This window comes from Mycobacterium sp. MS1601 (genome assembly GCF_001984215.1).
In the GTDB taxonomy this organism is placed as follows: domain Bacteria; phylum Actinomycetota; class Actinomycetes; order Mycobacteriales; family Mycobacteriaceae; genus Mycobacterium.
Genome location: NZ_CP019420.1, coordinates 4,638,232 through 4,658,662 on the forward strand (window position 1 = coordinate 4,638,232; position 20,431 = coordinate 4,658,662).

Below are 20,431 nucleotides of genomic sequence, written 5' to 3' on the forward strand. Positions count from 1 at the left end.
CTGCCCGCGAAGTTCTGGGCGACAGCAGAGTTCGAGGTCACCTATAAAGTATTCAGATGGCCAGCGTCAGCCCCGTGAGCTCTGAGCGCCGCACGCGGCCGAAAGACCGCAAGGAGCAGATCGCTCGTGCGTCGGCCGAGGCGTTCAGTGAACTCGGCTACCACGGCGTCAGCATGGAGGACATCGCCCGCCGGGTCGGCGTGACGGCGGCGTCGCTGTACCGCCACTACGCCGGCAAGTACGACCTCTTCCGCGCAGCGGTGCTGGGCATGGGGGAGCATCTCCTCGAGCTCACCGCCTACCTGGAGGATGCTCCCGAGGAGGCCGCCGCCCAGAACTGGGATCTGGCTGTCGCGTCGTTGACGGACTCGGCGCTGAAGAATCGCGCCAGCGGTGGCATGTACCGCTGGGAAGGCCGCTTTCTGGAGCCCGAGCACCAGCAGGTGCTCGACGGCCAAATGGCTCTGGTGAACAAGCGACTGCAGAAGCCCATGTCGGCGCTGCGGCCGAACCTGACCTGCAAGCAGCGCACCATCCTGACATCAGCGGTGCTCAGCGTCATCGGCAGCATCACCGACCACCACGCCCGGCTGTCCACCGAGCGCGTTCAGGCGACCATGAACCGCATCGCTCGAGATATTCGCGACACCGACCTGCCCACCGTCGCAGCCACGGAGGCCGCACCACGTCGTCGTGTTGTGGGCGCGGCAGCAGGGGAGTACGAACAGATCCTGCACGCGGCGCTGGTGCTGATCAACGAACGGGGATACCGCGACACCGGGGTCGACGACATCGCCTCTGCCGTCGACATGTCGCCACCGACCATCTACCGGTTCTTCCACAGCAAAGGCGCCATCCTGACGGCACTGTTTCTGCGCGGCGCCGACCGGGTTTCCGGCGACGCCGTCGACGTTCTGTCGGTCGCGGCCGGCCCGCGCGAAGCGGTCACCGGACTGGTGGACGCCTATGTGCAGCGATCCATAGCCAGCCGCGAACTGGCCTACGTGTACTACGCCGAGCGGCCCAACGTGCCTGCCGAGGACCGCGCGGTGATCCACAACATCCAGCGCGCCACCGTGGAGGCCTGGTCCAGTCAGGTGGCCGCGGCCCGCCCCGGCTGCACCCCCGACGAAGCGCGGTTCGCCGTCCACGCCGCCTTCGCACTCGCCGTCGACATGGGGCGGCTGTTCGACGACGACCCCGTGCGGGCGCGGGCGATCCTGCGGCACCTGATGCTCACGGTCCTGCTGGGCTGAGCATCGGTGGTCTATGAATGACCCATGTCTGTCGACAATGCAGCCACCGGCGTGGTCCTGCTGCACGCTGCGGCGCCTGAGCAGCTGACATCCTGGTGCGACGAGGTCACCGCCTCGGCTGCCGCCATGCCCGGATTCCGAGCGGTGCGGTTGTCACAAGAGGGTGGTGAGCTGGCCCGCGCGGTCGCAGTCACCTTCGACACCGGCGAGCGCCTGAACAACTGGCTGGATTCGCCGGCCTACCGCGCGGCGTTCACCGGTGCCGCCGGGGTGCTGGGGAAGTCGTCGGTGTTGTTGTTCGGCGACGGTCACCGGTTGCCACCGGGCACCGCGGTGTTCCGCCACGATGTGATCCCTGGACGCACCGCAGGATTCGTGGCCGCCGAAGAGGCGATCGCGGCGGCCACCGCAAACTATCCCGGATTCGATTCGCTGGTCTTGTTGCCGCCGCTACCCGGGCACGACCAGTGGGTGTCGATTCTGAGCTTCCACACCGATGACCAGTTGTCGGCGTGGCTGGCCTCCGACGAACGCGCCGACCGCGTGCCCCACCTGCGGGCGAACCTGACGAAGGACTTCACCGTCGACGCGCCGTTCGGTTCGATCCTGCGTTTCCAGGACGGGCGGCCGCGCGTGACGCCGAAGTGGCGAACCGCGATGCTGATCGTGCTGGTGCTCTATCCCACCGCGATGACGGTGAGCCGCTTCGCCGCCCCGGTGTGGGTGCAGTGGGGTGCACATCCGTGGCTGTCGACGTGGCTCACACAGTCGGTGTGCGTGGCCGCGATGACCTACTGGTTGATGCCGTTCGCCACACGTCTGTTCGCGCGATGGCTGGATCCGGTGGCCGGAGCATCGATGCGGGTGTCTCTGGGCGGGGCGGCGATCGTGGCCGCGGTGTACGCCCTGTGGCTGCTGATCTTCGCGACCGTGCCGTGGCTTCAGTACTGGAACCACCCCTGATGTGTTGTCGCTCACACGAATCCGTGTCACGGGGTTTTGTGCATTCGGAATTAATCACGTGAACACGAGGTTAATTAGGGCGACTGGGATGCCGTTGGCACCGACCGGTCGACGAAGTGATTGAACAGAGAGAAGTGCGACAAATGAAGAAGTTCGGAATCGCTGCCGCCACCGCGTCGGCATTGACGGTAGGTTTGCTGGGCCTGGCAGCCCCGGCTCTGGCCGCCCCGAGTGGCAACACCAACGCGCAGGCGACCATCTCCTCGCTGCAAGAGCAGGGCTACGACGTAGTGGTCAACCGCCTGTCCGAGCGGCCGTTGACCGAAGCCAACGTGGTGTCCGTCGGCGAAGGAGCCTCCTTCACCCACACCGTGAGCGGCGCCAACCACGACGACGACAAGCAGTTCGGTCCGGTCACCACCACCACGGTCTACGTGAACGTCCGCTGACCCAGACCACAAACCGAGGGGCGCCCTGTGGCAGGGCGCCCCTCGGTGTTTCGGGTCAGAACTGGACGCCGCGGGTCAACGCGCCGTCGACCAGGAGATTGGTCCCGGTGATGAAGCTGGCTGCCGGGCTGGACAGGAACACCACGGCATTGGCCACCTCCTCTGCAGTGGCCATACGCCCCGTCGGATTGAGCCCCAGTGCGGTGGCGAACAATTCAGGGTTGTTCTGCTCGATCGACGGCCACACTCCGCCGGGAAAGTAGGTGTTGCCCGGGCTCACGGTGTTGGCCCGAACGCCCTTGCCCGCCAACTGATAGGCCAGACCCTGGGTGTAGTGGATGATGGCTGCCTTGAACGTGCCGTAGGGGCCGGCGGCGAAATCGATCTCACGTCCCGACACACTCGAGATGGTCACGATGGAGCCCTTGCTTTCCAACAGGTGCGGCAGCGCGGCGTCCACCAGTGCGACAGTGCCCATCATGTCGACCTCGAAGCTGGCCTTCCAGTTGTCGGGGTTCTCCGGGATGGCCAGGGCGCTGACGTTGGCCACCACGCCGTCGATGCCGCCGAGCGCTTCGGCGCTGGCGGTGACCCATGCGGAAAGGGCGGTGCTGTCAGCCACATCCACCGACGTGCCCACTGCTCCCGGGACTGTGTGCTCGTCGTCGACGGTGCGCGCGCAATAGGCCACCGTCGCACCCTCTGCCTGCAGCCCCTCGACGATGGCGCGGCCGATACCGCGAGTGCCGCCGGTGACCAAGAAGCGCTTGCCTGCCAAGCCGAGATCCATGTAGTTGTCTCCTAGTAGTTGATAGAACCGAGAGCATCTGCCGCAGTGCGGAATTCGGCATGGATACCGCTGAATGCCGCCACGGGCGGAAGAAGTCGCTTGTCGATCTTGGTCACCGCGCTGTAATTGGTGTCCACCACGTTGGCGATCGGCACCTGCGAGATCTGGGTCAGCAACTGGTAGGCATCGAGGCGATCCAGGCCGTAGAGCTCCCCGAGCCACGTGATCATCTCGACCTGACCGGCCCGCCACGCCTCCTCCAGCGGACGGCCGGAGCCGACGGCCATCAGGTGGGTGTCGGTCTCCAGTCGCGGCCACGCCGGTGCACCGCCCTTGATCAGGTCGACGATCGCGGTGACGTGCATGGCACCCTCGACCGCGGTGCCGCACGACTCGCCCTCGCCCTGGCGGTAATGGCCATCGCCGAGGGAGAAGAGCGCGCCAGGCACGTTGACGCCCAGATAGCAGGTGGCGCCCGCCGCCATCTCGGGGGTGTCCATGTTGCCACCGAACGAATCGGGCACCAGCGAGCTGCGTACCTCGCGGCGTCCCGGTGCCACGCCGACGGTGCCGAGCATCGGGTTGGCAGGCAGAGCCACCTCGAAATCGCTGCGCTGCGCGGAGAACGTCACGGTGTGGCGCGTGGAGTCGTAGTCGTAGATCCAGGTCTGCTCGGGAAGGGCGGGTTGCAGGGTGGGGCTGGCAGGGACGCTGGTCAATCCGCCGAAGAACGGGATCAGCGTCGACGCGCCCCAGGCTCGGGCCGGCGTGAGGTCCACCAGGTGCACGGCCAGGGTGTCACCCGGTTCGGCGCCCTCGATGTAGAACGGGCCGGTCTGCGGATTGAGGTCCTCGGTGTCCAGTGCCACGCTGGCCACGTCGTCTCGACTGGTGATCCGCCCGCCGTACGCGTCCTCGGTCCACAACGTGAGCACGGTGCCCGGTTTGATCCGCATCACTGGCGCGGCGCCACCGAAGGTGTAGTTGAGCTGATCGACGGTCGGGATGAAGGTGACGTGCTCCATGGCCACCATCCTGGTGGCTGGGCTAGCGGATGGCCAGTCCAGTGAGTGCCCGGGAGATGACCACACGCTGGATCTCGCTGGTGCCCTCGAAGATGGTGAAGATCTTGGCGTCGCGGTGCATGCGCTCCACCGGGTAGTCACGGGTGTAGCCGTTGCCGCCGAGAATCTGGATGGCTTCGTCGGTGACGTACACCGCGGTTTCGCTGGCCACCAGCTTGGCCATCGACCCCTCGGCGGCATCGAAGGCAACGTTGTTGCGAGCCATCCAGCCGGCTCGCCACACCAGCAGTCGCGCCGCGTCGATACGGCTTTTCATATCCGCGAGCTTGAACGCCACGGCCTGGAATTCGCCGATCTTGCGACCGAACTGCTCACGCTGGCAGGCATATTCGAGTGCGTACTCGTACGCGGCCCGCGCGACACCGATGGCCATGGCGCCCACGGTGGGGCGGGTGCGTTCGAACGTCTTCATGGCGGCCTGGCCGCCCGTCGACGCACCCGACTTCACCCGGGCGATGCGCTCTTCGAACTTGTCCCGGCCACCGAGGATCAGGTCTTCGGAAAGGCGCACGTTGTCGAGCACCACCTCGGCGGTGTGCGAGGCACGGATACCGTGTTTCTTGAACTTCTGGCCCTGGCTGAGTCCGTGCGTCCCGGGCGGGACGATGAACGTGGCCTGCCCGCGTGAACCCAGTTCCGGGTACACCGAGGCGACCACGATGTGGACGTCGGCGATACCGCCGTTGGTGGCCCAGGTCTTGGTGCCGTTGAGCACCCACTCCCTGGTGGCCTGGTCGAAGCGGGCACGGGTGCGGATGGCCCCGACGTCAGAACCCGCGTCGGGTTCGGATGAACAGAACGCGCCCAGCTTCGGCTCCTCGGGAGTGCCGAACATCGGCAACAGCCACTGGCCCAACTGTTCGGGAGTTCCGTTGCCCGCCAACGCTGCCGCGGCCAGTCCGGTCCCGAGGATGGACAGTGCGATACCGGCGTCGCCCCAGAACAGTTCCTCGAACACCGTCAACATGCCCAGGCCGGACTCCTCGACGGCTTGTTGGGCAAACAGATCAGGGGAGTAGAGCCCGATCTTGGCGGCCTCCTGGATGATGGGCCACGGTGTCTCCTCCCGCTCGTCCCATTCGGCGGCAGCGGGGCGGACCACCTCGGCAGCGAACTCGTGCACCCAATCGCGGACGGCGACCACGTCGTCGCTGAGCTGGAGTGAAAACGACATGGGGTGAGCCTACTCACCCAGAAACGCCAGGGCGGCGCGCACGGTGTCCAGTGTGGGGACGTGCGCGGGAGCCGGCTGTTCGTGCAGGACAGCCCCGGGAATCGTGTCGCGCATCCGTTCGGCGGTGGCGAACGGCACCATGGTGTCCTCGCGGGCGTGCCACAGCGCCACGGGGACTCCGATGCCCGCGAGGTCGAAACCCCAGGGGCGCTGCTGCAGGATGGCCTCGCGGCCGGCGTCGTGAGTGACGCCGCCCCCGAGGGCGTCGTTCCAGTAACGGCGGACTTCGTCGGGATGTCCGGTGCGGAAGAAGTCGAACGCCTGCTGGGAGGTTTGGTTGTACAGGGCCCGGACTCCGGCATCGGCGACGTGCCCGAGCCCGCTGGTGGCGGCCACCCTGGTGACCCGGGGGTCCTGCGCCGCCAGGGCATAGGCGTAGGGAGCACCCGCCGAAACACCCCACACCGCGTACGCGTCCACGGTGTCCAGGACGGGTGCGACGAGGGTGAACCAGTCTGCGATGCAGGACATCTCAACCGGTGGTGACTGCCCGTAGCCGGGTCGTGCCACCGCGATCAGGTGGATGCCGGCATCGGCGGAGGCCTGCGCCCAGTCATCACCGACGTGCGCCGAGCCGACCAGTCCGTGGTGCAGAACGACGGGGAATCCTGCTGTCGCACCGAAGTGTCGGTGCTCGAGTGTCACGCCACGCGGCCGGCGCGCACCATGTCCTCGCGGGGGACTACCTTGACGCGCTCACGGCCGGACGGCTCACCCAGCGACATCTCGTGGGCGTCGAGGCGTTCCCACTCCTGCCACGTGGTGAAGTCGACGCCCGACTTGGTGAGGTGCTCGAAAATGGCGTCCGGATCGGAGATCTCCGGCGGACGGATGCCGGGCAGGTCGATCAACAGGTTCGAGACGGTTTCGGCGGCATCAGATTTGGTGTGGCCGATCAGTCCGATGGGTCCTCGCTTGATCCAGCCGGTGACGTAGGTGGCGTTCATCTCCACCCCGTCCATCTCCAGTACCCGGCCACCGGCGTTGGGCACCACACCTTCGAAGTGGTCGAACGGCAGATCGGCGAGATGTGAGGACAGATAGCCGACCGCACGGTAGACCGCGTCCACCGGCCAGTCGACGTATTCGCCGGTGCCGCGGACGGTTCCGTCGCCGATGAGTTCTGTACGCTCGGTGCGCAGGCCCTCTACCCGGTCGATACCCAGGATTGCCACCGGTGCCTGGCACAGGTGGATGTGGATGCGGTGCGGGGCACCCGTCGGCTCACGCTCCATGTACTTGAGCATGGTGTCCACCACCAGGCGAGTGGACTTGGAGGTGTTGATGGCCTCTTGGCTGGCTTCGTCGATCTCGAAACCCTCGGGATGGACGATGACGTCGACGCTGGGGGAGTGCGACAGCTCGCGGAATTCCATGGGGGTGAACTTGATCTGTGCTGGACCCCGCCGCGCAAACACGTGAATGTCGGTGGCCTGGTTGCGTTTCAAGCCCTGGTACACGTTGTCGGGAATCTCGGTGGTGAGCTGCTCATCGGCCGGTTTGGCCAGCACCCGTGCGATGTCGAGTGCGACATTGCCTGCGCCGAGCACGGCGACCTGCTTGGCCTCCAGCGGCCAGTCCCGCGGTACGTCGGGGTGGCCGTCGTACCAGGAGACGAAATCGGCGGCACCGTAGCTGCCGGGCAACTCGACGCCGGGGATGTCGAGCACGCGGTCAGCGCGTGCCCCGGTGGAGAAGATCACCGCGTCGTAATGCCTGCGCAGGTCGGCCAGTTTGATGTCGGTGCCGTAGTGCACATTGCCGATGAACCGGATCTCGTCACGGGAGAGCACCCGGCGCAGTGCCTTGATGATCTCCTTGATGCGGGGGTGGTCGGGGGCCACGCCGTAGCGCACCAGACCGTAGGGTGCGGGCAGCCGGTCGAAGATGTCGACTTGAGCGGCTTCGTACTCCTTGGTCAGGATGTCCGAGGCATAGATTCCCGCCGGACCTGCACCGATGACGGCCACACGGATCTTCCGCATACACCTTCCTTCCTTAGGTAAGCCAAGCCTAAGTAGATCTGCGGAGGTTTCAAGCCCTACGTGCGAGATTCGGGTCACACCGAGGCGGCTGCGTCTCGCGGGAGAAGGGCCTTGGATCGAACCCTCCGGTGTGCCTGAAGCGCCCGTTCTCCAGCCATCCCGGGCGCGCGTGATGTCGATGACGTTGCCTGCGGCAATTAGAATCTCGGCGATCGTTTGGCTGGCTCGATGGTCGACCGGTGTCGACGTCGTCGTGGCCGACAAGGGCTACACCGGCAGCAGCGGCGCCACCGCCTCGGCGGGCACCGGGGTCTGGTACGTCGAACCGGAGGCTCGAGACGCCGCGATTGCCAGCCGCGAGAAGCTGGGTGCAGGGCTGACCGGGCGTAGCTGGATGGAGCGGGCCCTCGATCACACTCCGGCGCTGCAGTTGCTCGTCGACGACTCCGGCGTCGTGTCGGGAGCTGTTGCGGTGCAGCGTAAATCGGGACAGGTAGTGCAGATCGAGGCGGCCGCGGTGGTGCTGGCCACCGGGGCGTGCGCTTTCCAGTCCAAGACACTGGGTTGTGACTTCGACACCGGCGACGGTGCCCTGATGGCTGTGGAGGTTGGGTGCAGGTGCCGGACGAGACGACCGCGCTGGTGAACCTGGCTCGTCAGGGCCTGGTGGTGGCGGCAGGGTCGACGTCTTTTGTCACCCCTCCCGGCGGGTTGCTGCGAGTGTCGGTGCTGCAGCTGCCCGAGCTGTCACGAGGCTTAATCTATTGCGACGTGCATCGGCGTGTCGTCGCAGCAGATTATGTGTCGTTCAGTTCAAGGATTCCCGAGACGCCATGGTGCAGCTCAGCCCGAAGCTACTCGGACTCGTGTGCCGTGTCGGGTTGGGCCTTCTTGTGGCCGCGCCAGGCACGCCAGCCGCGGTGCGCGGCGAACGCCCCGATGACGGCCGTCACGCACCAGACGGCGATCGCGGTGTAGGCCAGGGGAGCGGAGAACTCGCCGATGGACGCACCCAGCGCGGTGTAGACGAATGCCCGCGGCGCCGACCCGATGAAGGCGCCGACGGCCATTTGCCACAACGGAACTCCCAATGCGCCGAACACGTATGCGGCCAGGGCATCGGAGATCCCCGGTACAAAACGCTGACCCACCACCGCCCACAGCCCGCGGCCGGCGATCTGCGCGTCGAGCCGGTCGGCACGCTGCGCGCCGAGCAGACCGCGGGCACTCTCGCGGCCGGCGCGGCGGCCGATCAGGCTGGTGATGCTTGCCGTACCGACGGTGGCGCCAAGGGTCGCGAACGTTCCGACCACGGGCCCGAACAGAAAGCCGCTGGCCGCGGCGAGCAATGGACCCGGCACCAGGATCGCGCCCAGCACCGCCGACACCACCACGTAGACCAGCGGGGCGGCCGGTCCGGCGGAGCTGATGAAACCCCGGACCGCGTCGACATCGATCACTTGCGCGACGGTCACGAGATAGAACATCACCGCCAGAACCCCGGCGAAGACCGCGAGGCGCAGCAGGTGTGTCCGGCGGTTGGGTTCGGCAGGCCCCTCGATGTCGGTCATGCTGACCGCCATCCTGCCTGATTACAGTCGGGTTGTGCCCTCCGACCCGATTGCCGCCTGGCTGCTGGATTCCGATCCGGCTCTGCGCTGGCAGGTCCAGCGCGATCTACTGAACGAGCCCGCCGAGGTATGGGAGGCCACCCGAGCACGGGTGCCAGTCGAGGGCTACGGCGCGCACTTGTTGGCACGGCAGGACCCCGACGGCCAGTGGGCCGGCGGCGCATTCTTTCCCGCCGACTTCGACGAAGCCGTCGAAGAACAGCCCTGGACCGCCACGACGTGGGTGCTCAAGGACCTGCGGGAGTGGGGTGTCGACGCCGAGGTGCTGGGCGATACCGCTGACCGACTGGCCGCCAACAGCCGGTGGGAGTACGACAACCTGCCGTATTGGGGTGGCGAGGTGGACTGTTGCATCAATGCCTGGACACTGGCCAACGGGGTGTGGCTGGGTGCGGATGTGGCGGGCATCGCCCAGTGGTTCGTCGAGCACCAGCTGCCGGATGGCGGCTGGAACTGTGAGTGGGAGCACGGGTCGACGCGTTCGTCGTATCACTCCACGCTCAACTCACTGATCGGGCTACTGGCCTTCGACACCGCGAGCGGTGGGACCGAGTCAACCCGCGCTGCGCGGCAGGCGGGCGAGGAGTACCTGTTGCGGCGCAATCTGTTCCAGCGTTTGTCCACGGGTGAGCCCGTGGCCGATTGGGTGGACCAGTTCACCTATCCGTTCCGATGGCGCTACAGCGTGCTGCGTGCCGTTGACTACTTCAGGGCTGCCAACCGGTCGGACACCAGGATGGCGGCGGCTGCGGTGATGATCCGGAACTCACGCCGTCCGGATGGCACCTGGCTGCAAACCAGGGGCCATCCGGGTCGGGTGTGGGTGGATGTCGATGTTCCTGACGGTCAGCCCTCGAAATGGCTGACATTCCACGCGATTCGAGCTCTGCGCTTCCTAGACGGCGAGTAACCGGTCGAAGAAGTCACGGTAGCGCTGCAGCGCGACTCGCAGGTCCTCGGTCGAGGCTTCCTCGCCGCGCTGCCAATGGTCTTCGAGTCGCGCCCTGGTCTGGGAGAAGCCCGCGGTCAGTTGCTCCACCGCCGTGGACACCAGGCCGTCGGCCTGCTGCACAGACGAGCGGGGGTCATCGACGAACGATGCCTGGACATCGCTCCACCGCGACCGAAGATCACCGAGATCCCGTTCGCTGAACAGAGATTCGTGGGAGTTCTGCGATACCGGGGCGCTCTCCGCGCGAGGCGCGTCAGTGGGTGCCGGGTGGGCCAGAGCGGGATCAAACTCCGTGGTCTGCTCCGGCTGCCGGAACGCCGGGTCGACTTGCCGGTCGGACGGGCCGACTGCTTCGGGGTGGTTTTCATTGGTGTACTGCGGTGTGGTCATGCTCGGGCCTCCTTTGCCGTGTCCTGCTCGGTTCCCAACAACTTCTGAAACAGTGCGCGATAATGCACCAGCGCCTCGCGTTGCATCTCTGTCCCGGTTCGGCCACCCTGTTGGGACAGATAGATACCGTGAGCGGCGCGGTAGTCCTCGACAACGCCGGGGTGGTCCACCGAGATGTCGGCCGCGCGTTGATCGAAATCATCGACAGGATAACCGCGTTCACGCATCACCTGGTTGACCAGGATGTCGGCTTCTTTGACCGCGGTCGTCGGGTTGTCGACGAATCCCGTCTGCACCGCTCTCCACTGTTCGGAGTACATCTGCTGTGCATCCGCCGACAGCGGCACGATGTCGAGCTTCTTGACCTTGCGCTCGCGTGCCAGGAGTTCGGCTTCGGCCGCGTGGTGGTCGCCCGTCTGTGCCACCACCCGCTCGTACTCCGGACCGTAGTGTCGTTTGAGTCGTTCGCTGTGTTTGGAGCTGCGGGTGCGGGCCGCCACCAGTGCGACCCCGACGAGCACCACCACCAACACCGCCAGAGCAATCCATCCCCACGTGGGCATTGTCGTGACCTCCTGATGCGTTGCGGTCGGCCCTCTCTCCCCTCATGCCTCGGGCTCGTCGACCGACCGGGCCGAGCTTTGTGTCTGGGGGCATACCCGAGCGTCGTCTTCGAAAACGTCAATTCGGGACGACGTCGTCCGCCCGGGTGACGACATGCGTTGTCACCCGGGCGTACGTGAGAGCGGGTTTCTAGTTTGCGAAGTTCGCGTTGATACGTTGCTGCAGATAGTCTTTCGCGCTGATCGGCGGGTACTTGCCTTGCGGGCCCGCGATGGTGACCTCACTGTTGGCCTGGGCGAAGAAGGCAATGCTGTAACGCGCCCCACGGTGATCGGCTGGACCAGGACTGCGGACTCGGTGGAAGTTCGACGGCAACAGGTCGTCACTCCAGCGCATCAGCATGTCGCCGATGTTGCACGTAATGGCGTCCTCGGACGGATGGACCGACGTCCACTGCTGGGCGTCACGTTCCTTGCCGGGGCACACCTGCAGTCCGCCCTGCCCGTCGCGCTGGAACAGCAGTGTCAGGCAGTCGAAGTCGGTGTGTGCCCCAGCACGCCACACGCCCGTCAGGTCAGCCTCCACGGGGAGTGCGAAGTAGTGCAACAGACGCAGGGTGCTCTGATAGGTGCTCGACGACGGATCGTGAGCGCGGGTGAAGAAGTCCCGGTCGAAGCCCAGCTTCGCGGCGAACAACGACAGCAACTCCATGGCCAGCGTCCAGCATCGGTGCTCGAAATCGAGCATCGTGGCGCGGAAGCCGGCCAGCTCGTGCTCATCTGGCCAGAGCCCCTCCATGTTGGACAGGGTGACCTGGTAGGACTCCTTCTGATCCGGAACCCCGACCGAAGGGCGGATCTGGGTGAGTTGCTCCCATCCTGAGTTGAAGCGCTTGGGGCGGCGAGCCTTCACCTCTTCCGGCAGGGCAAAGAACTTCTCGGCCATCGCGAAGGCGGAGCGCACCTTACCGAGGTCGATCCCGTGGTCGACAACCTGGAAGAAGCCGATATCAGTTGCTGCACTCCACAACTCGTCGGCGATCTCATCGCGGCGGCCCGCCAGGTCCACCAGCGATATGCGCCGTACCTCGCGGTCGCTCTCGGCACCCACTGCCCCCATCGCTCGTTCGCGCTGCAGTTCGGTCATTTCTGTCATGGTGGGTGTCCTTCTAGTTGGTGGCGATCGACGGATCGCTGAAGCGGTTGGTGAACAGGTCGTCGCCGGTCATTCCGGCGGGCACCACGTTGCCGGTGGCGGCCAGCACGCCGCGCAGGTCCTCGACGTTGCGGGCGGTGCGGGCGGAGTCGTACACACCGAACGAACCGTCTTGTTCGGCTGCCAGCAGCCCTTTGTCGACCAGCAGGTCGGCGCTGAAAGCGGCTTCTCCTTCGGAGTAGGGGGAGTAGGTGCTGTCCTGGGAGACCACGTCGACGATCACCTTGTTGACTGCCTCGGGCGCCGCGGCATAGTCCACACCGGACTGCTGGATGATGGGAACCAGCTTCTCCAGGCACGGCGCGAGCTCGTCGAGCTTGTCGGCGCGCACCGACATGTTGGAGGCGTAGATGTCATAGCCCACGTCCTTGATCAGGCTGTAGCCCACGGGTTTGTCCCAAGACGGGGTGTCGTTTTCGTAGGTGTAGGGCTCGGAGTTGGCGAAGCCCTGCTGGGCGATGGCCGGATCGCCGACGAAGCGGGCAGGCGCACCGTCATAGCTGGTGTCGATCTGTGACTGCTGCAGCATTCCCTTGCCCACCATCCACTGCGGGAAGATCTGGTCCTTGGATACCACAACCGTGGCGTCGGACTTGCCGATATCGGCGACGGTCTGCCAGTCGGGATGGCTGGCCGGGTCCCACATCAGGATGGCCGGGCTGTACTTCAATAGGGGAGTGACGCCGATGACGGGCTGGTCTGCAGCAGCGGCGATCAGCTGATCCCCGTGCACGATGCCCATCACCAGGGAGTCATCCACATAGAGCTGCGAGGGCACCGACTGGAAGCCGATGGCGGGTCCACCGGACTTCAGCGTCAGGTCGACGCCGGTGTCCTTGCCGGCAGCCACCAGCGGGCCGGTCACCGACTTCTCCTCGGTGTCCACCCGGTAGCCGGGCCCGAGCATGCCGAATACCGCGCCCATGTCGGACTGCGGCTGCCATTGCAGTTGGATGCCGACGTTCGCCGGGCAGACGCCGGCCAGCGACTGCGCGTCGGAGGCGGCCTCGACGCTGGTCTCCTCAGGGGTTTCGTCGCTGCCGTAGGCGCAGGCGGACAGGCCGAGGGTGACGCAGGCGGCGACGGCCCCTGCGGTGAGACGGGATCGGGACATGGCTACTCCTCCGGGGGCGTGTGCGACGGGTGTGCGATCCCGGTCGTGGACGCGACCGTGATCGAATAATTACATGCAATCATGGGCTGTGTTGCGTGCGGGTTAAAGGTTTCGTATATCGCCAGATAACGCCAGCCGTACTGGATGTTTGACGGAAATGATTACGCACGCTTCACCTAGGGAAACATGCACGTAATACATGTAATCAAGTCTGAAAGTTGTCAATAGACGTAGAACTGCATGTAAACGTGAGGAGTCTCAGTGGAGTCAGCCCCCTCCCCGAGAGCGTCCATGCTCGAATCGCCACCCGGTGCCCGGCCCAGGATCGAATTCACCGGCGTGACAAAACGATTCGACACCGGCACCGTCGCCGTCGAGCATGCTGAGCTAGCCGTCTGCGACGGTGAGTTCGTCGCCGTGGTCGGACCCTCCGGCTGCGGCAAGTCGACGCTGCTGCGGATGGCAGCCGGCCTGGAATCGCCCAGCTCCGGACAGGTCCGGCTGGACACCGCATCCGTCGGCTTCATCTTCCAGGAACCCACACTGTTGCCGTGGCGATCGGTACGAGCCAACGTCGAATTGTGCGCCGAACTCGGCAAGTCCGAGCGACGCCAGGCCAAACGGCGCGCCGCAGAGGCAATCTCGGCAGTCGGACTACAGCAGTTCGCCGACCATCTGCCCAACACGTTGTCCGGAGGCATGAAGATGCGGGTGTCGCTGGCGCGCGCACTCACGTTGTCGCCACAGGTGCTCCTGCTCGACGAGCCGTTCGGCGCGCTGGATGAGATGACCAGGCTGGACATGCAGGTGGAGTTGCAGCGGCTCCACACGCAGCGCGGATTCACGGCGATGTTCGTCACGCATTCGGTGTCCGAGGCGGTGTACCTGGCCAGCCGCGTGGTGGTCATGACACCGCGACCGGGGCGCATCGCCGGCGTCGTCGACATCGACTTCGCCTACCCGCGATCAGAAGAGCTCCGCTTCGAGACCAGGTTCACCGACTACACCGCCGAGGTATCGGCGCTGCTGCACGGGAGGCCCGCATGACCGCTCTCGATGTGCCCGCGCGTCTGTTCGCCCGGGTGACAGCCACGTCGACAACACCAGAAGTCAAGCGCGTCAAGAGGGTCCGTTCCGCGGTGCTCTACCCGGTGCTGTCGCTCGGGGTCGGTTTGGTGGTGTGGTCAGCGGTCAGCTACCTGGTGCTGGAACCGCACCGGCGGTTCATGCTGCCGCCGCCCGTCGACGTCCTGCGCAACTCACTCTTGGACTGGACCCACCTGCAGTCCATGCTGGCCGCTTTGTCGGTCACCGCCCAGGTGACAGCCGTCGGATTCGCGGTCGCGGTGATCGCCGGTGTGGCCACCGGCGTGCTGATGTGTCAGGCCCGCTGGCTGGAAAAGCTCATCTACCCGTACGCCGTGGTGATCCAGGTGATCCCGATCCTGGCCATCGTCCCCCTGATCGGTTTGTGGCTCGGGTACGGAATGGCCGCGCGCACGCTGGTGTGCGTCCTGATCGCGGTGTTTCCGATCATCACCAACACCCACTTCGGCATCCGCTCGGTGGATCGCGGCATGCACGAGTTGTTCACCATCTCCGGCGCATCACGCTGGGACCGGCTGGTGAAACTCGAATTGCGCGCGGCACTTCCGGCCATCCTGACCGGTGTGCGCACCGCTGCCGGACTGGTTGTCGTCGGGGCCATCATCGGTGACATGTTCTTCGCCAAAGGCCAGCCCGGCATTGGCACCCTGCTCGACGTCTACCGCGGGCGGCTGCAATCCGAGGACTTGATCGCAGCGATCGTCCTGGCCTCGGTGTTCGGGGTGCTGGTGTTCGCCGCGATGGGACTGGTGATCCGGCTGGCCGTCGGCCGCTGGCACGAATCAGGTCGTCAACTGTGAAGGGAGAGAATGTGTTCAACGTGCCGGTGCTAGACGTCAGCTCTTACGTGGCAGGTGGCGACGCCAGGACGGATTCGGCGTGTGCCGAGGTGGCCGCTGCGCTTGACCAGGCTTGCCGGGAGGTCGGCTTCATCCAAATCGTCGGGCACGGCCTCAGCAGTGGCGCCCTGGCCGGACTGCCTGAAGCTCTCGACGAGTTCTTCGCGCTGCCCTTGAGCGTGAAGAAGCAGTATCGACGTGACCCGTCGACCAATCGCGGTTACTCACCACCCAAAAGCGAATCCTTGAGTATGAGCCTCGGCATCTCCGCCAACCAGATGAACGACTATTACGAGGCGTTCACCATCGGGACCCAGGCAGGCGACTTCGCCGGCCTGGATCTGCCCGAGGCCAGCTATGCGCCCAACAACTGGCCCGCTGCTGCACCGGGCTTCCAGCCCAGGATCGAGGAGTACTTCGCCGAAGCCCAGCGGCTGGCGCGAGTGTTGATGGTGGCCTTCACCGACGCGCTGGGCCTGCCCGCGGGCTACTTCGCGCCGATGATCGACCACTCGATCGAAGTGCTGAAGATGAACAATTTCGCGCTACCCGAGGGTGATGCCGAGATCAGCGCAGACCTGCAGGGGATGGGAGCGCACACCGACTTCGGCATCCTGACCATCCTGTGGGCCGACCAGGTGCCCGGTCTGCAGGTACTCGACCGCGACGGGGTGTGGCATGACGTACAGCCCGCCGACGGAGCGCTGCTGATCAACCTCGGCGACGCGATGGCGCGCTGGACCAACGACCGGTGGATGTCTACGGTGCACCGGGTGAACCCGCCCGTGCGTGACGGTCGCATCCAGCGCCGTCGGTCGGCGGCGTTCTTCTTCGACGGCAACCACGACGCGGTGCTCGAAGCCCTGCCCGGGACTCTCGCCGACGGCGAGATCGGCTACCCACCGATTACCGTTGCCGAGAACATCGCGATGAAAGTCGCCGGGCTGCGCACCGGCGCGGCCCCCGCGGCGGTGTTGCGGGAGGCGGCGCGGGTATCCGCCGCCGGGAACTAGGAGGAACGGCATGACGGCGTCGGACGGCGCGCTACTCACCGAGTCGGTGCACGACTCGTTGCAGGAGATGATCTTCAACGGTGAGCTGTCCCCGGGCAGCCCGCTGTCGGTGCCCGCCCTGGCCGCCCGGTTGAACGTCAGCCGCACCCCGGTGCGTGAGGCCGTGCAGCAGCTGATCTACGAAGGGCTGGCCACCCACACTCGCAATGCGGGTGCGCGGGTGACGCTGTTGGACAACGAAGCGGTCAAGGCCGTCTTCGATGTCCGCGAGGTACTCGATGGGCTGGCAGCGCACACCGCCACACTGATCGCCAGCAGCGCGGTGGTGGATCAGCTGCGCAAGATGGTGCAGCTGCAGCGCGAGATGCTCGACGAAGCCGCGGACCGGCAGCGCGACGCCAAGCTGGACCTGGAGTTCCACACCCTGATCCGTGACACCGCGCGCAACCGTCCGCTCTCGGATGCGCTGGCTCGCCTCGATGGCCAGTCGCACCTGTACCGCTCGGACATGTGGAGTACCGAGCTGAACAGGCGGCTGGCCGTCGGTGAGCACGAGCGCATTGTGGCGGCCATCGAAGCCGGCGACGCCGACGGCGCACGCTCGGCGGCCTGTGCCCACGTGGCGGGGTTGTACATCCGGACTCGGCGGAGCTGACCTGTGACCGCACAACCACTTTCACTGTTGCAGGGCGCCACTCTGCCAGACGGCTCCGTGGTGGACGTCCGCATCGCCAACGGTCTCGTCACCTCCGTAACCCCTGCGGATCCCACGTTGCGAGACGGCCTGGATCTGCACGGCTATCTGCTGTTCACCGCGCCCGCCGAACCCCATGCCCACTTGGACAAGGCGTTGTCCTGGGATGCGCTGCAACCCGACCTCGGTGATCTGCACGACGCGATCGCCACCTGGAAAGCGGGGTCGCTGCACTTCGATCAGGAGTCTTTCCGGGTGCGGGCCCGTGCCGCTGCCCTGGCGCTGCTGCAAAACGGCACCACGGCCGTGCGCACCCACGTCGACGTCCTTGCCGGCGACGATCCATTGCGGGGTATCCGAGCGGTCGATGCCGTGCGTCGTGAACTCGCCGGTCTGATGGACATCGAGATCGTCGCTCTCATCAAGGCGTACTCCGGCGACGAACTGCTTCACGCCGCATTGGATGCCGGCGCCGACCTGGTGGGTGGCTCACCGCACAACGCACCCGATCCCGTCGCGGAGCTGGACCGCCTGCTCGGTGTCGCCGAAAACCGCGGTGTGGGAACGGATCTGCACACCGACGAGTTCCTGTTCGGCGATCACCACACCGTCGGCGATTATGCCAAGCGTGCCGGACTTTGGCCGCAGGGACGCAACCGGACCGCCAGCCATTGCACCCGGCTGGGCACCATGTCCGCCGACGAACTCGCAGCGCTGTTGCCGCAGATCGCCGCTTCCGGCATGGGCGTGGTGGCCAACCCGATCACCAACCTGTACCTGCAGGGCCGCGACACCCCGGTGGCGACGCCTCGTGGCATCACCGCGATCGCGGCGTTGCGTGCTGCTGGTGTGCCGGTGGCCGCCGGCGCCGACAACGTCCGTGATCCGTTCAATCCGCTGGGCCGCAGTGATGCGTTGGAGACCGCGATGCTGGCGGTGGTTGCAGGGCATGTGCACCCCGACGTCGCCCTGGACCTGGTGACCGACCAGTCGCGACGGGTACTCGGACTGCCTGAGGCCGGGCCCAGAGTGGGTGCCCGCGCCGAGCTGCTGGCCGTGCGGGGGAAAAGCGTGCCCGACGTCATCGCCAACGCCCCCGCCGATCGGGTGGTGATTCACCACGGCTCGCTGGTGGCCCGCAGCCAGACGTCGCACTGGATGGCCTGAACCGCACGCGTCAGCGGGCTTGCGAGATCTCGAGAGCAGACGGAGTTCGCTGACGGGTGTGTCGTTCTCCGGGGCGGCTGGACAAATCGGCTGAATCCCATGTTTCGAGACGAATTCAACTCCGCCGTCGTATCGGACCGTTGACTACTTGCCGGGCCACCAGGAACCTTGCGGTTCACCCAGTTGCGCGCCGCGATGACGACGACCTGAGGTTTTGCGTCGTCGGTGGCGCCGCTGCGCAAAACAAGTGAGATGTATGCAACATCTGACCTGCATCGGGCGCTCACGGCTCACGTGTGTCACCATCGATAGATGGGTTTGTCAGCTCATCTAACTCGTGTTTGCAGCGCTGCCCTCCTGATGCCCGCATTGGCGCTCGGGATCGGGTTGCCGTCGGCCTCCGCGGAGCCCGCCCCCGCACCCGCACCGCCAGTGCCGGTGCCGGTGCCTCTGGGGCCTGCCCCCGGCCCGGCACCAGAGGTGGTTCCGGTCCCCGTGCCGCAGGCAGCACCACCGGCACCGTTGCCTGTCGATCCGGCACTGCCGCCGCCCGCAATGCCCGTAGCGGCACCTGTGCCGCCTGGCTGTCCCGACGTCCAGGTGGTGTTCGCCCGCGGCACCACCGAACCACCCGGAGTGGGCGCCATGGGGCAGGCCTTCGTTGATGACCTGCGGGCCCGGGTCGGTGGCAAGTCGGTCGGGGTGTATCCCGTCGACTACCCGGCCAGCCCGGATTTCCCCACCGGCGTCCAGGGAGTCGTCGACGCCAGTACCCATGTGCAGGAGATCGCGACAAACTGCCCAGACACCCAGATGGTGCTCGGGGGGTTCTCCCAGGGTGCGGCCGTGATGGGCTTCGTCACCAATGAGATTGTGCCGGAAGGTGTCACGGCTTCCGAGGTGCCTGCGCCGATGCCCGCCGACGTGGCCGAACACGTGGTGGCCGTGGCCCTGCTGGGCACGCCGTCGGACCGCTTCATGAGCATGATCCAGCAGCCGACTGTCAGCATCGGCCCGCTGTACCAGCAGAAGACCATCGAGTTGTGTGTGCCCAACGACTTCGTGTGCTCCGAAGGTGGCGACATCGGCGCTCACGGCCGCTACATCTCCGACGGCATGGTGGTGCAGGCGGCCGACTTCGCCGCTGCCAAGCTGGCCGAAACCGCCGAATGAGACAGCCCGCCTCCCTGACAGACCGCGGCGAGTAGGGAAAACCCCCGCAAAGCTGTCGGGACAGCACCGCAGACCCGACGTCTCCGGATCACCGATATTGGGTGACATCACACGGAGACGGAGGTCGGGATGACACAGCTCAACGGATTTGACGACGACATCGAACTGGCGGCGAGGTTCGAACGTGACGCGCTGCCCCTGTTGGATCAGCTCTATGGCGGCGCCCTGCGGATGACCCGTAACCCCGGCGACGCCGAGGACCTGGTGCAAGACACGATGCTGAAGGCGTACACCGGGTTTCGCACGTTCGAGGCCGGCACCAACCTGAAGGCCTGGCTCTATCGGATCCTGACCAACACCTACATCAACGGCTATCGCAAGAAGCAGCGCCGCGTCGCCGAGTACGGATTCGACTTCTCCGAGTGGGAGGACCGGGCGGTACCAACGTCGACGAGGTTGCGCTCTGCGGAGGTGGAGGCGCTGGAGAAGTTGCCCAGCACCGAGATCGCCGACGCGATGCAGGCACTGCCCGAGGACTACCGAATGGCGGTGTACTACGCCGACGTCGAGGGATTCTCGTACAAGACGATCGCCGAGATCATGGGTACCCCGCTGGGCACGGTGATGTCGCGGCTGCACCGCGGCCGGCGGCAGTTGCGTGAACTGCTCGCCGGCGTCGCGATGAGCCGTGGGTTCGCCGTCGCCGTCTGAGAGTCTCTAGGCCGTCTGTAGCCGGGCCCTCCCGCCCCCTCGCTCCGCTGGGGGTACCCCCACCCGGCTCCTTCGTCGCCGCCTCGTCGACCCGGCTAG

Annotated in this window: 21 protein-coding genes and 1 pseudogene; 12 read left to right on the forward strand and 10 right to left on the reverse strand. The window is 66.0% G+C overall.

Features of this window, described 5'->3' with window-relative positions:
- Positions 1 to 56 precede the first annotated feature (56 nt).
- The 3 genes from BVC93_RS22375 to BVC93_RS22385 all read left to right on the forward strand — a co-directional run bounded on the left by BVC93_RS22375 (position 57) and on the right by BVC93_RS22385 (position 2,668).
- Positions 57 to 1,256: a TetR/AcrR family transcriptional regulator gene (locus BVC93_RS22375; RefSeq protein WP_083739379.1), complete on the forward strand. Its 1,200-nt coding sequence runs from the start codon at positions 57 to 59 to the stop codon at positions 1,254 to 1,256.
- A gap of 24 nt (positions 1,257 to 1,280) precedes the next feature.
- Positions 1,281 to 2,219, forward strand: coding sequence for an antibiotic biosynthesis monooxygenase (locus BVC93_RS22380; RefSeq protein WP_083739380.1), 939 nt, complete (start codon positions 1,281 to 1,283; stop codon positions 2,217 to 2,219).
- Positions 2,220 to 2,362: 143 nt separating this feature from the next.
- Positions 2,363 to 2,668: a hypothetical protein gene (locus BVC93_RS22385; RefSeq protein ID WP_083739381.1), complete on the forward strand. Its 306-nt coding sequence runs from the start codon at positions 2,363 to 2,365 to the stop codon at positions 2,666 to 2,668.
- A gap of 55 nt (positions 2,669 to 2,723) precedes the next feature.
- Here the strand turns inward: BVC93_RS22385 and BVC93_RS22390 are convergent, their stop codons facing one another.
- From BVC93_RS22390 to BVC93_RS22410, 5 genes are read right to left on the reverse strand one after another with little or no spacing between them, the layout of a single operon-like run.
- Positions 2,724 to 3,458, reverse strand: a complete 735-nt coding sequence (locus BVC93_RS22390; protein WP_083739382.1) for an SDR family NAD(P)-dependent oxidoreductase — start codon at positions 3,456 to 3,458, stop codon at positions 2,724 to 2,726.
- Positions 3,459 to 3,469: 11 nt separating this feature from the next.
- Positions 3,470 to 4,483: an acetamidase/formamidase family protein gene (locus tag BVC93_RS22395; protein WP_083741244.1), complete on the reverse strand. Its 1,014-nt coding sequence runs from the start codon at positions 4,481 to 4,483 to the stop codon at positions 3,470 to 3,472.
- A 22-nt stretch (positions 4,484 to 4,505) separates the two neighbouring features.
- On the reverse strand, positions 4,506 to 5,717 hold the full coding sequence (locus tag BVC93_RS22400) for an acyl-CoA dehydrogenase family protein (RefSeq protein ID WP_083739383.1): 1,212 nt from the start codon (positions 5,715 to 5,717) through the stop codon (positions 4,506 to 4,508).
- A gap of 9 nt (positions 5,718 to 5,726) precedes the next feature.
- Positions 5,727 to 6,422, reverse strand: a complete 696-nt coding sequence (locus BVC93_RS22405; protein ID WP_083739384.1) for an alpha/beta fold hydrolase — start codon at positions 6,420 to 6,422, stop codon at positions 5,727 to 5,729.
- Positions 6,419 to 7,762, reverse strand: a complete 1,344-nt coding sequence (locus BVC93_RS22410) for an FAD-dependent oxidoreductase (protein WP_083739385.1) — start codon at positions 7,760 to 7,762, stop codon at positions 6,419 to 6,421. Before BVC93_RS22410 ends, BVC93_RS22405 begins: the two co-directional genes overlap by 4 nt.
- Before the next feature lie 178 nt (positions 7,763 to 7,940).
- Here BVC93_RS22410 and BVC93_RS22415 point away from each other — a divergent pair.
- Positions 7,941 to 8,375, forward strand: a pseudogene (locus BVC93_RS22415) (FAD-binding protein); the annotation flags it as partial.
- Between the two features lie 241 nt (positions 8,376 to 8,616).
- Here the strand turns inward: BVC93_RS22415 and BVC93_RS22420 are convergent.
- Positions 8,617 to 9,333, reverse strand: coding sequence for a TVP38/TMEM64 family protein (locus BVC93_RS22420; protein ID WP_083739387.1), 717 nt, complete (start codon positions 9,331 to 9,333; stop codon positions 8,617 to 8,619).
- Positions 9,334 to 9,367: 34 nt separating this feature from the next.
- Here BVC93_RS22420 and BVC93_RS22425 point away from each other — a divergent pair, with 34 nt between their 5' ends.
- Positions 9,368 to 10,303, forward strand: a complete 936-nt coding sequence (locus BVC93_RS22425; RefSeq protein WP_236950077.1) for a squalene cyclase — start codon at positions 9,368 to 9,370, stop codon at positions 10,301 to 10,303.
- Here BVC93_RS22425 and BVC93_RS22430 read toward each other — a convergent pair.
- From BVC93_RS22430 to BVC93_RS22445, 4 genes are all read right to left on the reverse strand, one after another.
- Positions 10,289 to 10,735, reverse strand: a complete 447-nt coding sequence (locus BVC93_RS22430) for a hypothetical protein (RefSeq protein ID WP_083739389.1) — start codon at positions 10,733 to 10,735, stop codon at positions 10,289 to 10,291. The genes BVC93_RS22425 and BVC93_RS22430 overlap by 15 nt on opposite strands.
- The gene (locus BVC93_RS22435) at positions 10,732 to 11,298 is read right to left on the reverse strand and encodes a hypothetical protein (protein WP_083739390.1); all 567 of its coding nucleotides are present in this window, start codon (positions 11,296 to 11,298) and stop codon (positions 10,732 to 10,734) included. Before BVC93_RS22435 ends, BVC93_RS22430 begins: the two co-directional genes overlap by 4 nt.
- A gap of 190 nt (positions 11,299 to 11,488) precedes the next feature.
- On the reverse strand, positions 11,489 to 12,454 hold the full coding sequence (locus BVC93_RS22440; protein ID WP_083739391.1) for an isopenicillin N synthase family dioxygenase: 966 nt from the start codon (positions 12,452 to 12,454) through the stop codon (positions 11,489 to 11,491).
- Between the two features lie 13 nt (positions 12,455 to 12,467).
- Positions 12,468 to 13,628: a nitrate ABC transporter substrate-binding protein gene (locus BVC93_RS22445; RefSeq protein ID WP_083739392.1), complete on the reverse strand. Its 1,161-nt coding sequence runs from the start codon at positions 13,626 to 13,628 to the stop codon at positions 12,468 to 12,470.
- A gap of 291 nt (positions 13,629 to 13,919) precedes the next feature.
- Between BVC93_RS22445 and BVC93_RS22450 the strand changes: the two genes are divergently transcribed.
- The 7 genes from BVC93_RS22450 (at position 13,920) to BVC93_RS22480 (ending at position 20,332) form a co-directional block, all read left to right on the forward strand.
- Positions 13,920 to 14,675 carry an ABC transporter ATP-binding protein gene (locus BVC93_RS22450; RefSeq protein WP_083739393.1) on the forward strand — a complete coding sequence of 252 codons (756 nt, stop codon included), beginning with the start codon at positions 13,920 to 13,922 and terminating at the stop codon, positions 14,673 to 14,675.
- Positions 14,672 to 15,535, forward strand: coding sequence for an ABC transporter permease (locus BVC93_RS22455; RefSeq protein ID WP_083739394.1), 864 nt, complete (start codon positions 14,672 to 14,674; stop codon positions 15,533 to 15,535). The genes BVC93_RS22450 and BVC93_RS22455 overlap by 4 nt, the downstream gene beginning before the upstream one ends.
- A gap of 11 nt (positions 15,536 to 15,546) precedes the next feature.
- Positions 15,547 to 16,587, forward strand: coding sequence for an isopenicillin N synthase family dioxygenase (locus BVC93_RS22460; protein WP_083741245.1), 1,041 nt, complete (start codon positions 15,547 to 15,549; stop codon positions 16,585 to 16,587).
- Positions 16,588 to 16,597: 10 nt separating this feature from the next.
- On the forward strand, positions 16,598 to 17,242 hold the full coding sequence (locus BVC93_RS22465; RefSeq protein WP_083739395.1) for a GntR family transcriptional regulator: 645 nt from the start codon (positions 16,598 to 16,600) through the stop codon (positions 17,240 to 17,242).
- Positions 17,243 to 17,245: 3 nt separating this feature from the next.
- The gene (locus BVC93_RS22470; protein WP_083739396.1) at positions 17,246 to 18,448 is read left to right on the forward strand and encodes an amidohydrolase family protein; all 1,203 of its coding nucleotides are present in this window, start codon (positions 17,246 to 17,248) and stop codon (positions 18,446 to 18,448) included.
- A gap of 555 nt (positions 18,449 to 19,003) precedes the next feature.
- Positions 19,004 to 19,621, forward strand: a complete 618-nt coding sequence (locus tag BVC93_RS22475; protein WP_236950478.1) for a cutinase family protein — start codon at positions 19,004 to 19,006, stop codon at positions 19,619 to 19,621.
- A gap of 129 nt (positions 19,622 to 19,750) precedes the next feature.
- Positions 19,751 to 20,332, forward strand: a complete 582-nt coding sequence (locus BVC93_RS22480; protein WP_083739398.1) for a sigma-70 family RNA polymerase sigma factor — start codon at positions 19,751 to 19,753, stop codon at positions 20,330 to 20,332.
- Positions 20,333 to 20,431 lie beyond the last annotated feature (99 nt).

Bases quoted from the DNA above. Each gene is read 5' to 3' on its own strand.
- BVC93_RS22375 (WP_083739379.1), top strand. From the start codon at position 57: ATGGCCAGCGTCAGCCCCGTGAGCTCTGAGCGCCGCACGCGGCCGAAA.
- BVC93_RS22380 (WP_083739380.1), top strand. From the start codon at position 1,281: ATGTCTGTCGACAATGCAGCCACCGGCGTGGTCCTGCTGCACGCTGCG.
- BVC93_RS22385 (WP_083739381.1), top strand. From the start codon at position 2,363: ATGAAGAAGTTCGGAATCGCTGCCGCCACCGCGTCGGCATTGACGGTA.
- BVC93_RS22390 (WP_083739382.1), bottom strand. From the start codon at position 3,458: ATGGATCTCGGCTTGGCAGGCAAGCGCTTCTTGGTCACCGGCGGCACT.
- BVC93_RS22395 (WP_083741244.1), bottom strand. From the start codon at position 4,483: ATGGAGCACGTCACCTTCATCCCGACCGTCGATCAGCTCAACTACACC.
- BVC93_RS22400 (WP_083739383.1), bottom strand. From the start codon at position 5,717: ATGTCGTTTTCACTCCAGCTCAGCGACGACGTGGTCGCCGTCCGCGAT.
- BVC93_RS22410 (WP_083739385.1), bottom strand. From the start codon at position 7,762: ATGCGGAAGATCCGTGTGGCCGTCATCGGTGCAGGTCCGGCGGGAATC.
- BVC93_RS22420 (WP_083739387.1), bottom strand. From the start codon at position 9,333: ATGACCGACATCGAGGGGCCTGCCGAACCCAACCGCCGGACACACCTG.
- BVC93_RS22430 (WP_083739389.1), bottom strand. From the start codon at position 10,735: ATGACCACACCGCAGTACACCAATGAAAACCACCCCGAAGCAGTCGGC.
- BVC93_RS22435 (WP_083739390.1), bottom strand. From the start codon at position 11,298: ATGCCCACGTGGGGATGGATTGCTCTGGCGGTGTTGGTGGTGGTGCTC.
- BVC93_RS22440 (WP_083739391.1), bottom strand. From the start codon at position 12,454: ATGACAGAAATGACCGAACTGCAGCGCGAACGAGCGATGGGGGCAGTG.
- BVC93_RS22445 (WP_083739392.1), bottom strand. From the start codon at position 13,628: ATGTCCCGATCCCGTCTCACCGCAGGGGCCGTCGCCGCCTGCGTCACC.
- BVC93_RS22450 (WP_083739393.1), top strand. From the start codon at position 13,920: ATGCTCGAATCGCCACCCGGTGCCCGGCCCAGGATCGAATTCACCGGC.
- BVC93_RS22455 (WP_083739394.1), top strand. From the start codon at position 14,672: ATGACCGCTCTCGATGTGCCCGCGCGTCTGTTCGCCCGGGTGACAGCC.
- BVC93_RS22465 (WP_083739395.1), top strand. From the start codon at position 16,598: ATGACGGCGTCGGACGGCGCGCTACTCACCGAGTCGGTGCACGACTCG.
- BVC93_RS22475 (WP_236950478.1), top strand. From the start codon at position 19,004: ATGCCCGTAGCGGCACCTGTGCCGCCTGGCTGTCCCGACGTCCAGGTG.
- BVC93_RS22480 (WP_083739398.1), top strand. From the start codon at position 19,751: ATGACACAGCTCAACGGATTTGACGACGACATCGAACTGGCGGCGAGG.